Below are 12767 nucleotides of genomic sequence, written 5' to 3'. Positions count from 1 at the left end.
GATATGCAGGTACATCAAATTCCTATCTTCAAAGATTGGGTGCCGGAATGGCTTGCCAGAGCGGTGATCTTTGCGGTCTTACTGAATTCAATTTTAGGTTTTGCATTATATTATAACAATCCGGAAAGTACAGTTGGATATTATGGCATAGAGCCTTCTGATGTTCAGTATTCCGTAGTGGTGATGTATGCTTCAGTGGTCAGTTTTCTTGCTCTTGACTTCCGCATCATTAAATACTTTACCACACGAAAATATCTTCTGATCGGTCTGGCTTTGAATGCTGTAACTTATGTGATATGTTTCTATACAAAGAACTGGATCCTTTTCCTTATTTGCAGATTTGTGCAGGGCGCTGTATGTGCATTATTCTGTAATATTGTACTGAATCTTATCTTTCCCAGACTTCATTCGGGAAGATCAAGAGTCATTGGATATACCATATTCTACGGAAGCCTGCAGGTATCAATCCCTGTATGTGGAATTTACTGTTCATATGTTTTGTATTATTTCAATTTTAACTGGCTGTTTTACGGATTAATCATCTTATCGCTACCGGTTCTTTTTGCGGTACTTCTCACCATGAATTCAAAATCCAGAATTCACAAAAAAATACCATTATATTATCTGGATCTTACCGGATACTTTTTCTATACCGTTTTCTGCCTTCTTGCCGGTTATATTTTGGTATACGGGCAGCAGTTGAATTGGTTTGAAAACCAGTTGATATGGCTGTTAACAGCAGCAGGAATAATACTTTTGGTGCTTTTTGCAGTAAGGGAAAACAGATTGAAACGGCCTTTAATTAATTTGGAAATTCTTAAAGCAAAAAATTTTGTGACCGGGCTTTTCCTTCTGTTTGCATTCTATATTTTCAAAGGAACTTCAGGATTCACCTATGGGTATATTGAAAGTATTTTGGGAGTGGATCCACTGAATATCATTCCGATATGGGTATTTACTATTGTGGTCACCATCATCAGCATGTTTATTACATCCAGATTTATCTTGACAGGAACTCCCCTGATCAGAATTGTGATTGTTGGATTTTTTATACTGGCCCTGTTTTACATATATATGCTTTGCTTTGTATCCAATACCGGTGAAACCAATGATTTTATCATTCCTACCTGCCTTTTTGCTATCGCATCAGGAGTTGTATTTGTACCGGCGGTAGCTTTTACGGTTTCCTCTGCCCCGCCCAAAATTGCATTCAACGCCTCTTTCATTGGGATTTTCGCAAGATTTTTAGGTTTTTGCACCAGTATTGCCATCAACAATTATGTACAGCTCTATACGAAAGCCACAGTCTATGAAAAAGTCCGGGAATCAATGACTGAGCTAAATCCACAATTGGATCTTACACTACAAAATATCCAAAATACTTACATCAATCAGGGGAGCGATTTCATAGCAGGAAAAAATGCTTCAGGTATGTATCTCAAAACCCTGATCAGGGAACAGATATTAGCACGTTCAATCCGGGATTATTATGAAATAATGCTTGTGAGTGTTAGTGTGGTGATCATTCTTTTGATCTTAATGCCGGGTCTCAATAAAGTTGTTATAAGACTGAGAAAAGGCAGTCTGCCTTATTAAATATAATCTGTTTTAACCCAGTAAAAAGAGACGTAATGCATTTTTCCCATACCAGAGCCCGAATTATACGATCAGGTGAAAAGCTTTTTGCCCGATATGGAATATCAAACGTGACCATCAGACAGATCGCAAAGGAATCTGGTGTCAACAGCTCTACGATTTATTATTATTACCAGTCAAAAGAAGATCTTTTCGAACATATAGTAAATCATATAGAGTTGGTTTTTGGAGAGGATTTTTCTATCGCTGTTGAAAAAAATGACCCCCTGGAACAGGTCTCAGAATTGTGTTGGTTATTTTTTGATAAGTATAATCAAAACATCAATCTTGTCACCCTGTTTTTGGATGAAAGGATTAAAAGCAATCAAAATGAAAGGGTCAAAAAAACAATACGAAAAGTAGAAAACACAATCAATGAAGCCCTGGAAAAAATACTGGACAACTGTCGTGATCTTGGTTATTTAAAAAGTGATTTATCCAATCTTGTCTACATAAAAATGATTTTCGGAATACTCGTAGAAACCATCTTATTTCAAAAGCGGTCCGGTTCTCTGTTAAAGAATGAGAATCAAACCCATCAGTTTTTAACATTCCGGAATGAAGCAATCCACCTTATTAAAGGTATATTGATGGTGAAATGAGAAATGGGGGCATCTACTCTGCTCATAAAGAAATCGATATCTTTAAAGACTTTTTTATCTGAACTATTGACTTATATTTCCTGAAGCATTTTTAGAATTTCCAACATAAAAATATCCCATCACCAATACACATAAAGTACCCAGAATAAAACCACCGACTACATCTGTAAACCAATGTGCTCCCAGATAAATCCGTGAAACGGCTCCAAGAAATATCATAGAAAGACACATGGCAGTAAGAAATATTCTGACGGTATATCTTATCTTTTTCAAACGGAGAATAATCAGTATAAGAGCTCCGAAAAAGACGGTATAAAACAAGACATGACCACTCGGAAAGCTTTGATATTTCGTATCTTCCAAAAGAATCACAAGATCTTTGGATGGTCTGGGTCTGTTGATCAGCATTTTCATTCCTAATCCTAAAATTCCTGACAGTAATGTTGACAAAACCAGTATCGCCTCTCTTTTGTATTGTAAAAGTAAGAGTGAAAGTGAAATGATAACAACCATGACAACAGATACAGGAGTTCTTCCCAGCCAGCTGATCCAGATCATCAATGTATTAAGGCGCGGACTGTGGTTTTCCTGTATTTCTCTGGAAATATGAAGGTCCACATGCTTGGTGGGCTGAAAGAATACAAAACAGCTGAGCACAATAAATGCAATAAAAAGGGTAACGAGTGCAGAACGGAATAAAACGGATTGATTATTCTGCAGAAAAGTTATAAATCTCATACTTTAGAAAAAAGGTCAGTACAATATAGCATTCTAATTTTAAATAAAGAATGAATAGCGGGTAGAATGAAGATAATTTGTATTTATCAAGGGGTTTAAAGTTCTAAATTTAATTTTTTTTAAATAATAATACTGTGATTTATGTAACAAATCAACAGACTATTGCAAGCCATTCCATTTTTAATCACTGATCTTTACGTTTAATAAGAAAATGAAGGAAAATGGCTAAAGAAAAAGACGGAAAAAAGAAATCGGATAAAACAGCACCCTTAAAAACAGCAAAAGAAAAGCGGGAGGACAAAGCGACGAAGAGAAAAGACAAAGAAAGCGAAAGCAGAAATACGGCTACATAATTGAAATTTATAGCGTGACCAGACTATTGCTAAAGAAAATTTCATTTCAAAAATTTCTAATGAATCAGAAGATATCATTCAAATAAATCTGATCATCATAAAAATGACTCTACCGGCTATGCCTTTTATAATAAAGGGATGTATAGCCTGTGAGTCCTTCGGATTTCCGTTATTAAAAATAATAATGGGATGATTGCAAAAGCCTGATATCCGTTATTACGCTTTTAAATAATATCATTGTATCCTGAATCGGTAACAAAATAATGCTCAACCGTTTCTTTTGCATTCTCGCAGAGTTTCAGCAGATCCTCCTTTGAAGTATTTTCAAAAATAAACTCATCATTGATCTCAATGATAAATTCGGTCACTTTTTCGGTATTCATTAAATCGTATTCCATTAATTCATTTAAGGTATCCAGCCCGTAGCTTTCGTTAAAAAAGGGAATTTTAAGTGAAATGGAGTCTTTAAATTGAAAGAGATGTATCGTTTTCATAATTCTAATATTTTAAAAGCAGTATTGTTTTTTTGAGAAGTGGCTGTGAGATCACGTTCATCCCTACCATTAGTGATTGGCATCTTCCTGATTTACATTTTATTAATCTTATCCATCTCCCTCTTATAAATCTTCCAGGTTGTTTTTGCGTTTGAGCCCCAGCTGTTTATAGAAAGACGGCGAAAGTCCGGTATTTTTTTTGAACTGATTGGAAAGATGAGCTGCACTGCTGTAATTAAGTTTATAGGAAATCTCTGTAAGGTTGAGCTCATCATAGAGCAGCAGTTCTTTTACTTTTTCAATCTTATTGATGATGATGAAATGCTGTATGGTAATTCCTTTCACTTCAGAAAATATATTGGCCAGATAGGTATAATCGTAACCCAGTTTTTCACTGATGTATCCAGAGAAGTTCTCTTTGGGAAGCTCTTCAGAATAATGGATCATTTCGGTAATTACATTTTTTATTTTTTCGATCAGAATACTTTTTTTGTTATCCAGTAATTCAAGACCGGATTTTAGTAATTCCCTTTTTAAATTCTCCCGCTGATCCTGAGTTAGATCTTCTAAAATTTCGACCACACCGAGGTCAACAACCGCATGTTTGATCCCCAGATTATTGAGTTCTTCGTGCACAACCATTTTGCAGCGCAGGCTTACCATATATTTTATGTACAACTTCATTTCAATCAAAGTTACCATTAAATTTATTGGTAATGAAGCGCACAAAGTTGAGAACGGTAGATTTTGAAGGCTACAGTGAATTACATGTTCATCCTTAATCCATCAGTCTTACAAATACTAAGAAGTATTTTAACGTCCATTTCAGGAAAAGACATAAAAAAACCGCTCTTTTCAGAGCGGTAAATTTTTTAGTGCCTGCTGATGTTAGCAAGTAGATCCACATGAAAGAACCTGGATGTGTACTACTCCATTCAATACACACTGTACCTGACATAGTGTACCACCTACAAGAGTACCTGTAGCGTTTAATGCTCCACCTACTGTAGCACCAACACCTCCAACTACTCCACCTACGATAGTACCTACACCACCTACTACTCCACCTACTACTCCACCAAGGCCTCCGATAACACCTCCGATGTTGTCAAAGATTCCATTTCCTGAGATAGCTTTCAATTCGTTTCTGTCTAATTTTTTAAAGTTTTTCATGATATAAAATTTATATGATTAATACATCACTAAGATAAGAATAATTAGAATATGTTTATATTTTTTCGAAAAAAATAATCAAATATCTTTATAACTTAATATTCGATTAACATAAATGCGAATTAATGAATATACCATTATTTGAGTTATCTTATTAATCAGGGTTTTTTGTGATTGAGAATGAATAATTTACGACGGATATTTTTTTAGGGAATTAGAAATCCTATTTCCCCGTAAAAAATTAACAACACAGTCCATCAAATTATATTCGGTTTACGTTAAAGTGATTTTCACCATCAAAAACTGAAAATGAAGATGAAAAAAAAGACGTTCATGAGTCCATTTTATGAAAAATCAATTTATTTTGTTCCTGTTTCATGGATAATATTTTTTCTTCAGCCATAAACTTATTCGGACAAGAAACATTAAAACAGGCACTTCTATCAGGGGACCTATAACTCCAACAAAAGCCTGAGGAGAATGAATCCCAAATACAGCAATGGCTACGGCAATAGCCAGCTCGAAATTATTTCCTGTTGCGGTAAAAGCTATGGAAGCATTTTTATCATAAGGCACATCAAATAATTTATTAATAAAGAAACTTAGAAAAAACATCAATATAAAATAAATGACCAACGGTACACCTACTTTTAAAACATCTAAAGGTAATTCAAGTATTTTCTCTCCTTTAAGGCTGAACATTAATACAATCGTAAATAATAAAGCGTATAAAGTCAAAGGAGATATGGCAGGAATAAATTTTCTGTTGTACCATTCTGCTCCTTTCAGTTTTGTAAGAACATACCGGCTTAAAAATCCTGCAATAAAGGGAATCCCCAAATAGATCAATACACTTTCTGTAACATCACTCATTGATACGCTCACGTTGAAACTGGCCAGGCCCAGTTTTTCCGGCAGAATATTGATAAAAAGCCAAACCATAAAACTATAGCTGAGCACCTGAAATATACTGTTTAGAGCAATCAGTAATGCTCCGTATTCACGGTTGCCTTTGGCCAGATCATTCCAAACAAGCACCATAGCAATACATCTTGCCAGGCCGATGAGAATTAACCCTATCATATAATCGGGTTCGTTTCTCAGGAAAAGGATGGCCAGCAGAAACATTAATACGGGACCTATCACCCAATTCAGCAGCAAAGAAATTCCTATTATTTTTTTGTCTCCAAATATTTGGGGCAACAGCGAATAATCAACCTTTGCTAATGGAGGATACATCATAACAATCAAGCCAACAGCCAAAGGGATATTGGTTGTTCCCACTGATAAATAATTGGTCATGCTGGAAATATTAGGAAAGAAATATCCTAAACCAATTCCGGAAAACATCGCCAGAAATATCCAAAGGGTAAGAAATCTGTCAAGAAATTTTAGTTTGGGCTGCATGAAGTTTGTTTTTAAATTATTTTTCAGTTTTTATTTGTGAAAAAATATAGAACATCTCTGCTCCTATCAGTAAACTTGTTTCATGATAAGTTTCCGTTTGACTCTCTGTCCCGTCTGAAACCTTAGGGTCTTCAAATGGTATAGCAATACGCTGTTCAGCGCCCGGAATAAAAGGACACCCTCCATCTGCCTGTGAGCAGGTCATTACTGCGGCAAAACCATGAACAGGATTAAATGGATGATCATACTTTTTTGAAAAACCAATGATCGGGTGATGGTCTTCATCATATCTGATGGCATATGTTGGATTTTCAGTGTCAGATATTTTAATGACCTTACATCCCTGCTCCTGTAAAGTCTCTATAACTTTGGAGTATACTGCCGTTGCTTCCGTTCCGCCGGAATAACTGATGACTCCGGGAATATCAAAATAAGCACTGGCAATCTGTGCCCAGATCTGGGAAAAATGGCTTCTTCTGGAATTATGGGTACAGATGAAATTAATTGAGATTGGTTTTCCCTGCTGAATTCTTCTTTGTACAAATTCAGTTAAGTTCATCAACACCGCTTTCCTCTCCTCTCTTATGGGTTGATTTTTAAAAAGTTCTACTGTTTGTAGGAGTTTAGGATACATATCTTATTTGTTTGAATTGATTTTTAGCAGCATCCCGAGTTGGGTGTACAGCATGAAGTTAGATCTGATTTTTGATTTTCTGCAGGAATTCCACAGGCATCCTGAGCCAGACAGGCCGTTGTTTTATTTTTAAGGACAAAAGTTTTTCCGTTAAATTCCAGATCATATTTTCCGATCGTTGTATTTTGATACTCCACTTCAATTTCATCATCTTCTATCTCCAGCCTTTCTTCTGAAAGCTTGATGATGTTAAGAAGTTTACCGGGTTTTAAACGGTGCTCAAAATCATCAGCATCCCAAAGCTGGAAACTGACCGCTTTTTCTGTTCGTGTAGTTCCTCCGCAATCGATGAAATGCTTCGTGATCATCCCCACTTCTGTAACATGGAAGTTTTCCGGGACCAATGTTCCGTTTTCTAATTGAAATTCAACATTATTCAATGTTGGTAAAATCGTTTTGATTTCAGATAGTTTCATTGTTTTTATATTTATCGTTTAAATGCAATATTACGATACATTAAATTAAAAAAATGCCTTAACAACATTTTTGATCTGTAACAGTCAGTATTATTTTTGAAAAATAATCTTTCAAAATTCCGAAAGTGCGCTCGTCAATACAATAGCAGATGGCGGTTCCTTCAATATTTCCTTTGATTAATCCTGCATTCTTAAGTTCCTTCAGGTGTTGTGATACTGTAGCCTGAGCCAGGGGAAGTTCATTAACGATGTCTCCGCAGATACAGGTATTCACTTTAAGCAAATATTCAATGATAGCAATTCGTGCAGGATGCCCCAGCGCTTTGGCGATAACAGCAATCTGGTTTTGATGATCTGTAAAATGGTCTGTCTTGGTTACTCCCATGATTAATTATTATATCGCAATATTACGATTTAATTTTGAATAAAAAACAATTGCAGCTATTTTTAGTTTAAAATTTGTTCAGATTCTCAAATTTATTTATTGGGCCTCTCTTTACTATTATTGATACCTGTATTCAGAAGGTGTCCTGTTTGTATGCCTTTTGAAAAACCTGCAAAAAAGGGAGGAATCGTTGAAATGCAGTAGATCCGTAACCTCCATGATGGATAAATTGGATGTTTTCAGGACAAACTTAGCATGTGCAATAACGGCTTCATTGATCCAGTTAAGAATAGATTTTCCAGTCTGTTTACGTATGATTGTTGTATTGATTTTTTCAAACTTGCTGCTCCAAAAAGTGACGAAGAATTAGCATTGGTAAGATATGCGGCACACATAGGTGAAGCGATGAGCGAGGCCATGCGTATCACAGTGAAACCTGGAGTGAGCGAGGCTGAAGTAGCGGCAGCGATCACTTCAACCTGTATTGCAATGGGAGGGTTTACAGCTGAAATATTAATGAGATCAGGACCTGAATATATTGGCTGGGGACCTCCTGCATGGCAATACCGTTCTCAGGTTCTAAGAATTATACAGGAAGGAGATATCGTTTTATCTGAGATATTTGCATTATATGGTATGTACGAAACTCAGCATCAGGCAGCCGTAGCCGTAGGAAATATACATCCGGAGCTGGAGCGGGCAGCTTTGGTTGCCCGTGAATGTTATGAAATAGGTGTTGGTGCTTTAAAAGAAGGAATAACTTTTGGAGAAGTTGTTGATGCTATGGAAAGACCTCTGTTGGAGGCGGGCGGATGGCATGTGCATCCTCTGGTCCACAGCATAAACCCATATGGCCCTATTGGATTTGGAACCGCTCCGGGGATAGAATTATTACCACAGGCTGGTCGTTATGGGAATGTAGGCCGATTACCCAATCCGGGTAGAGATTTAATATTACAGGAAGGAATGTGCTTTGCTTTCGAACCCAACTGTGCTTTTGGAAACCATTTAGCCAATATCGGAGGAACTGTCATCGTAGGCAAAAATGAAGGAATTGAGCTCAATAGTAATTCCACTCAGTTGATGAGAGCTGAATATTAAAATGTGAAATTTAAAAAAAAGCTTCTGATGAAGGTCAGAAGCTTTGATTGCGTATTATTTAAAAAATATCATTTAATTTTTGTATATTTACAAAAATGTCTATTAATACTTTATAAAATAAGTTGTAAACATTCATAATTTTTAAATAATATAAAATGAATAATGTTTACCAAAACGATAGCAATGGGCATAGTATCGGTAATGTTCCGATGAAATCCGTCACTATTGCGTACTTAATCTTAGTACATCGTTTACCTGATCAGTTCAAACGACTTTTTGAAGCCATCTACGACCCTTCCAATTTTTATCTTATTCATATCGATAAAAAAGCCAACGAGGAAATTGGAGAAGAGGTTGGTATCTTTTTACAGAAATATCCTAATGTGCATATTCTTAAAAGTAAAAACGTTGTTTGGGGAGGTTACAGCATGGTCCAGGCTGAACTGGATGGGATGAAATACCTTCTGGATATGAAAATGCAGTGGGACTATTTTATCAATCTGAGCGGACAGGATTATCCTTTGAAATCACAGGAAATTATCAAAGAATTTCTGTCAAAAAACAATGGGAAAAGTTACATAAAAGTTGCCGATCAGAAAAAGAGCAGACCGGAAACCATGAACCGGATTGAAAATTACTTTGAAGAATCTGAAGATAAAATATCTGAGAAAACCCATACCAGAGATTTCATGAAAGGAGTTGTTCCCTATATTGGCGGACAATGGATGATTCTCACCAGAAGCTGTTGTGAATTTATCTGTAACAGCACCGAAGTGAAAAGATTTGAAGACTACTACCTTAATACCCTGATTGCAGATGAATCGTTCTTCCAGACCGTTCTGATGAATACTTCTTTTGACGGAATTTTGGTAGATGATGACAAAAGAGCCATTATCTGGATTCCGGATGGTGATATCAAACTGAGACCCAAAACATTTACAGAAACAGATTTAGAATTTTTGCAGACAGGGAGTCATCTTTTTGCGCGAAAGTTCGATGATAATGTAGACAATAAGATCATAGAATATATTAAAGATCAATACGATGAGCCTTTTGAAACATTGATAAAAGTAAATGATATAAAAACCATTGGCAAAAACTTCAATAACCTCAATTAGAAACTGTTTCTTTTTGTAACGGTCAATTTCAGCATTTTCATCGAGCTGTAAGATGAAACTATTTTACTTTACAACAATGAAATCTCTGCTTATATTGGTTTTATCATGTATAGCAGCACTGTTTCCATTGTTGTAAGGTTCAATTTTCCCGCTCTGTCCAACATTTATTTCTTTTGGTCTTCCTGATCCAGTTCTTCCTGGATTTCAACCGAAGCCTTAGCAAGCGGAGATTTCAGACTTCCCTTTTTTTCGCCTTCATCCCAGGTTTTGAAAGCTTTTTCTTTTAATCCCAATACATAATAATAGCTTCCCAATACAGTGTATCCTTCAGGTTCACCAAGCTCTATAATCCTTTTGGATAATGAAATTAATTCCGGATGAGGTTTTAATTTTTTTGAAGGAATTTTCCCCGGATCACTCAGGAGTCCTGGCGTGTATTCCATCATATTTAATCCAAAGAGATTCATACACGCTTTTGCCAATCCTTTTTGACAAAGCTTTTCGTTGATTTCATTGGTTTTACCGGAGGCTAAAGCCTCAAAATCAAGACCGGATTTGGATGTTTTTTTTGTAGCATCATAATATTCAGCTAAAAGCTCAGCCTTTTTTTTCGCATCCGCAGGATTACGCCTGTTATTAGTTGAAACACTGTCTTTTTTAGGGCTCCAGATTCCTTTCTCTACCCAGTTTGAAACACCAATGAGTTTGTCTTTTTTAATTTTGAAAATGAATATGCTTTTATCGGGATAAATAATCAGGCTGTCATTCCTTGTAAAATAATCACCATAATCCATATCCATTATTAAAACTTTTCCGTTTCCATCAAAGCTGAAGCTGCTGTAAAGTGTTTTGTCATTATCTGCTCCATAATATCCATGAAGAGCATTGTCTGCCCCTTGTGCTGATAAAATATAACCATATACAATAAATAATAATCTAAGTAATTTATTTTTCATCATGTATAAAATCCTTTTAATTCTGAATGTCTGTTTTCTTGAACTGTCTCTGCAAAACTATTAAATAGGAATGAATATAGGCTTGATAAATATCAAACCCTTTATTAAATAACGGGTATAAGGCTGTTCGGGTACATTCTAAAAATTAAAATCACTGAAAACAGGGAGCGGGAATTCTCAGAAATTGGTATAGATTCGTTTGCAGATATTGTGAACCTACAAAATAGTTCTTTTATTGAAAAACAGTATTGATCGATAATTGCTCAGATCAGGAAAATCGTAAATAATAACAGATAAAAAATATTCCCAATGGGCTTAGACTTTACCAGACTTTTTATAATAGTTTCCTTACTGTTGAGCATAGTATTCTTTTTTATGGGTTTAACAGGCTTTACAAATCCTCAGCTTTTTAAACGAAAGACTGCCCCAAAGATCCCGAACAGATTTCTTCTCTTATTTATTTTCCTGCTTATTTCCATAGGATTTCTTCTGGCAGGAGCAGAATTTTTTGCGACACTCCTCCACAAACGCCCAAGCTGAAGTTTTACCCAAGGGTAAATACATTATATAAAAAGAACAGAATCCATAATTCTCAATGATATCTGAACAAATAAAACGGTTTATCTGGGCCATCCAATTTCATAAATCTGGGTGACTGAAGTGGCTCAGAGTCTTCCTAATTTTGTACTCAGAAAAACGAGATTTATGGAAGATTCATTTAAGATTCCGCAGCTGCTTTTAAGATATGCATTGGGAATTACATTCTTGACACCTGTCGCAGACCGACTTGGGATATTAGGGGCTCCGGGAACCGGAAATATAGAATGGGGAAACTGGAATAATTTTATTGACTATACCACTACATTGATGCCGGTATTTGACAGGCCTATGGTGAATGTAATGGGAGGCATTGCTACAGTCGCTGAATTGCTTGTGGGTATTTGTCTTATCATAGGATTTAAAACTAAATATGCAGCGATAGGTGCTTCACTTATTACCTTCACTTTTATTGTATTTATGACTCTTTCGGTTGGGATTCAGAAGCCTGTCAATTATGGTGTGTTTACAGCCGCAGCTGCAGGTTTGGTCCTTTCCCGCATCTCTATATACACATGGAGCATGGATAACCTTTTAAATAAAAAGACAAAATAAAATAACATCATATAATGGCAAAAAGAATTAAAATCGATCAGGTAGAACCCAATGGTTATAAAGCAATCCTTGGCCTTGAAAAATTCATTGAAAGCACGCCTCTTACAAAAACACACAAAGATCTGATCAAGATCAGAGCATCACAGATCAACGGATGCGCATTCTGTATTGATATGCATACCAAAGAAGCCCGTAAAGCCGGGGAAACGGAACAGCGCATTTATGCACTTAATGCATGGAGAGACACTCCTTTTTTCACAGAAGAAGAGCGCGCTATTCTGTCGCTTACCGAAGAAGTGACCCTGATCAGCAATCATGTGAAAGATGAAACCTATACCGAAGCCGCCAATCTGTTGGGAGAAACTTATCTGGCACAGGTTATTCTGGCTATCATCACCATCAACGCATGGAACAGAATCGGCATCACTACTTTGCTGGTTCCGCCACAGGATTAACGATCTTCCCCTTTAATTATACAGCTGTCCTGCTAATACCGGGACAGTTTTTATTTGTATCTCTTGATTAATATTTAACTTTGTTATG

At 36.1% G+C, this 12767-nt stretch carries 17 protein-coding genes; 7 read left to right on the top strand and 10 right to left on the bottom strand.

The window, feature by feature from the left end; translation table 11 throughout:
* The first annotated feature begins 3 nt into the window (after nucleotides 1–3).
* Nucleotides 4–1596, top strand: a complete 1593-nt coding sequence (locus IW16_RS13120) for an MFS transporter (protein ID WP_034744949.1) — start codon at nucleotides 4–6, stop codon at nucleotides 1594–1596.
* 35 nt (nucleotides 1597–1631) lie between these two features.
* On the top strand, nucleotides 1632–2237 hold the full coding sequence (locus IW16_RS13115; protein WP_034744947.1) for a TetR/AcrR family transcriptional regulator: 606 nt from the start codon (nucleotides 1632–1634) through the stop codon (nucleotides 2235–2237).
* 63 nt (nucleotides 2238–2300) lie between these two features.
* Here the strand turns inward: IW16_RS13115 and IW16_RS13110 are convergent, their stop codons facing one another.
* Nucleotides 2301–2975, bottom strand: a complete 675-nt coding sequence (locus IW16_RS13110) for a phosphatase PAP2 family protein (RefSeq protein ID WP_034744945.1) — start codon at nucleotides 2973–2975, stop codon at nucleotides 2301–2303.
* Between the two features lie 221 nt (nucleotides 2976–3196).
* On the opposite strand from IW16_RS13110, the gene IW16_RS27080 reads away from it, so the two are divergent.
* Nucleotides 3197–3328: a hypothetical protein gene (locus IW16_RS27080; RefSeq protein WP_262484364.1), complete on the top strand. Its 132-nt coding sequence runs from the start codon at nucleotides 3197–3199 to the stop codon at nucleotides 3326–3328.
* A gap of 224 nt (nucleotides 3329–3552) precedes the next feature.
* On the opposite strand, the gene IW16_RS13105 is transcribed toward IW16_RS27080, so the two are convergent.
* The 8 genes from IW16_RS13105 to IW16_RS27205 all read right to left on the bottom strand — a co-directional run bounded on the left by IW16_RS13105 (nucleotide 3553) and on the right by IW16_RS27205 (nucleotide 8161).
* Nucleotides 3553–3822 (bottom strand): hypothetical protein, encoded by a 270-nt coding sequence (locus tag IW16_RS13105; RefSeq protein WP_051890205.1) that lies wholly within the window; start codon nucleotides 3820–3822, stop codon nucleotides 3553–3555.
* Between the two features lie 123 nt (nucleotides 3823–3945).
* The gene (locus tag IW16_RS13100) at nucleotides 3946–4506 is read right to left on the bottom strand and encodes a helix-turn-helix domain-containing protein (protein WP_051890243.1); all 561 of its coding nucleotides are present in this window, start codon (nucleotides 4504–4506) and stop codon (nucleotides 3946–3948) included.
* A 204-nt stretch (nucleotides 4507–4710) separates the two neighbouring features.
* Nucleotides 4711–4995 carry a bacteriocin-like protein gene (locus IW16_RS26635; RefSeq protein ID WP_034744943.1) on the bottom strand — a complete coding sequence of 95 codons (285 nt, stop codon included), beginning with the start codon at nucleotides 4993–4995 and terminating at the stop codon, nucleotides 4711–4713.
* A 375-nt stretch (nucleotides 4996–5370) separates the two neighbouring features.
* On the bottom strand, nucleotides 5371–6402 hold the full coding sequence (arsB, locus tag IW16_RS13090) for an ACR3 family arsenite efflux transporter (RefSeq protein WP_034744941.1): 1032 nt from the start codon (nucleotides 6400–6402) through the stop codon (nucleotides 5371–5373).
* Between the two features lie 16 nt (nucleotides 6403–6418).
* Complete coding sequence (locus IW16_RS13085) at nucleotides 6419–7036, bottom strand: low molecular weight phosphatase family protein (protein WP_034744939.1); 618 nt, start codon at nucleotides 7034–7036, stop codon at nucleotides 6419–6421.
* 23 nt (nucleotides 7037–7059) lie between these two features.
* A complete protein-coding gene (locus IW16_RS13080) occupies nucleotides 7060–7512 on the bottom strand; it encodes a DUF6428 family protein (RefSeq protein ID WP_034744937.1) in 453 nt (150 codons plus the stop codon).
* A 58-nt stretch (nucleotides 7513–7570) separates the two neighbouring features.
* The gene (locus tag IW16_RS13075) at nucleotides 7571–7897 is read right to left on the bottom strand and encodes an ArsR/SmtB family transcription factor (RefSeq protein ID WP_034744935.1); all 327 of its coding nucleotides are present in this window, start codon (nucleotides 7895–7897) and stop codon (nucleotides 7571–7573) included.
* Between the two features lie 117 nt (nucleotides 7898–8014).
* Nucleotides 8015–8161 (bottom strand): AraC family transcriptional regulator, encoded by a 147-nt coding sequence (locus IW16_RS27205; protein WP_394332456.1) that lies wholly within the window; start codon nucleotides 8159–8161, stop codon nucleotides 8015–8017.
* Here IW16_RS27205 and IW16_RS13070 point away from each other — a divergent pair.
* A complete protein-coding gene (locus tag IW16_RS13070) occupies nucleotides 8153–8998 on the top strand; it encodes a M24 family metallopeptidase (protein ID WP_084694543.1) in 846 nt (281 codons plus the stop codon). The genes IW16_RS27205 and IW16_RS13070 overlap by 9 nt on opposite strands.
* A gap of 155 nt (nucleotides 8999–9153) precedes the next feature.
* Nucleotides 9154–10116, top strand: coding sequence for a beta-1,6-N-acetylglucosaminyltransferase (locus IW16_RS13065; RefSeq protein WP_228376940.1), 963 nt, complete (start codon nucleotides 9154–9156; stop codon nucleotides 10114–10116).
* Nucleotides 10117–10280: 164 nt separating this feature from the next.
* On the opposite strand, the gene IW16_RS13060 is transcribed toward IW16_RS13065, so the two are convergent.
* Nucleotides 10281–11075 (bottom strand): hypothetical protein, encoded by a 795-nt coding sequence (locus IW16_RS13060; RefSeq protein WP_228376939.1) that lies wholly within the window; start codon nucleotides 11073–11075, stop codon nucleotides 10281–10283.
* Between the two features lie 702 nt (nucleotides 11076–11777).
* Between IW16_RS13060 and IW16_RS13055 the strand changes: the two genes are divergently transcribed.
* Complete coding sequence (locus IW16_RS13055; RefSeq protein WP_034744932.1) at nucleotides 11778–12224, top strand: DoxX family protein; 447 nt, start codon at nucleotides 11778–11780, stop codon at nucleotides 12222–12224.
* A gap of 14 nt (nucleotides 12225–12238) precedes the next feature.
* Nucleotides 12239–12679 carry a carboxymuconolactone decarboxylase family protein gene (locus tag IW16_RS13050; protein ID WP_034744930.1) on the top strand — a complete coding sequence of 147 codons (441 nt, stop codon included), beginning with the start codon at nucleotides 12239–12241 and terminating at the stop codon, nucleotides 12677–12679.
* The last annotated feature ends 88 nt before the right edge of the window (nucleotides 12680–12767 follow it).

The organism is Chryseobacterium vrystaatense (genome assembly GCF_000737765.1).
Classification (GTDB): Bacteria; Bacteroidota; Bacteroidia; order Flavobacteriales; family Weeksellaceae; genus Chryseobacterium; species Chryseobacterium vrystaatense.
The sequence above is the reverse complement of the archived record's forward strand: the minus strand, read 5'-3'. Positions and strand labels throughout refer to the sequence as shown.

Bases quoted from the DNA above. Each gene is read 5' to 3' on its own strand.
- IW16_RS13120 (WP_034744949.1), top strand. From the start codon at position 4: ATGCAGGTACATCAAATTCCTATCTTCAAAGATTGGGTGCCGGAATGG.
- IW16_RS13115 (WP_034744947.1), top strand. From the start codon at position 1,632: ATGCATTTTTCCCATACCAGAGCCCGAATTATACGATCAGGTGAAAAG.
- IW16_RS13110 (WP_034744945.1), bottom strand. From the start codon at position 2,975: ATGAGATTTATAACTTTTCTGCAGAATAATCAATCCGTTTTATTCCGT.
- IW16_RS27080 (WP_262484364.1), top strand. From the start codon at position 3,197: ATGGCTAAAGAAAAAGACGGAAAAAAGAAATCGGATAAAACAGCACCC.
- IW16_RS13105 (WP_051890205.1), bottom strand. From the start codon at position 3,822: ATGAAAACGATACATCTCTTTCAATTTAAAGACTCCATTTCACTTAAA.
- IW16_RS13100 (WP_051890243.1), bottom strand. From the start codon at position 4,506: ATGAAGTTGTACATAAAATATATGGTAAGCCTGCGCTGCAAAATGGTT.
- IW16_RS26635 (WP_034744943.1), bottom strand. From the start codon at position 4,995: ATGAAAAACTTTAAAAAATTAGACAGAAACGAATTGAAAGCTATCTCA.
- arsB (WP_034744941.1), bottom strand. From the start codon at position 6,402: ATGCAGCCCAAACTAAAATTTCTTGACAGATTTCTTACCCTTTGGATA.
- IW16_RS13085 (WP_034744939.1), bottom strand. From the start codon at position 7,036: ATGTATCCTAAACTCCTACAAACAGTAGAACTTTTTAAAAATCAACCC.
- IW16_RS13080 (WP_034744937.1), bottom strand. From the start codon at position 7,512: ATGAAACTATCTGAAATCAAAACGATTTTACCAACATTGAATAATGTT.
- IW16_RS13075 (WP_034744935.1), bottom strand. From the start codon at position 7,897: ATGGGAGTAACCAAGACAGACCATTTTACAGATCATCAAAACCAGATT.
- IW16_RS13070 (WP_084694543.1), top strand. From the start codon at position 8,153: ATGTGCAATAACGGCTTCATTGATCCAGTTAAGAATAGATTTTCCAGT.
- IW16_RS13065 (WP_228376940.1), top strand. From the start codon at position 9,154: ATGAATAATGTTTACCAAAACGATAGCAATGGGCATAGTATCGGTAAT.
- IW16_RS13060 (WP_228376939.1), bottom strand. From the start codon at position 11,075: ATGATGAAAAATAAATTACTTAGATTATTATTTATTGTATATGGTTAT.
- IW16_RS13055 (WP_034744932.1), top strand. From the start codon at position 11,778: ATGGAAGATTCATTTAAGATTCCGCAGCTGCTTTTAAGATATGCATTG.
- IW16_RS13050 (WP_034744930.1), top strand. From the start codon at position 12,239: ATGGCAAAAAGAATTAAAATCGATCAGGTAGAACCCAATGGTTATAAA.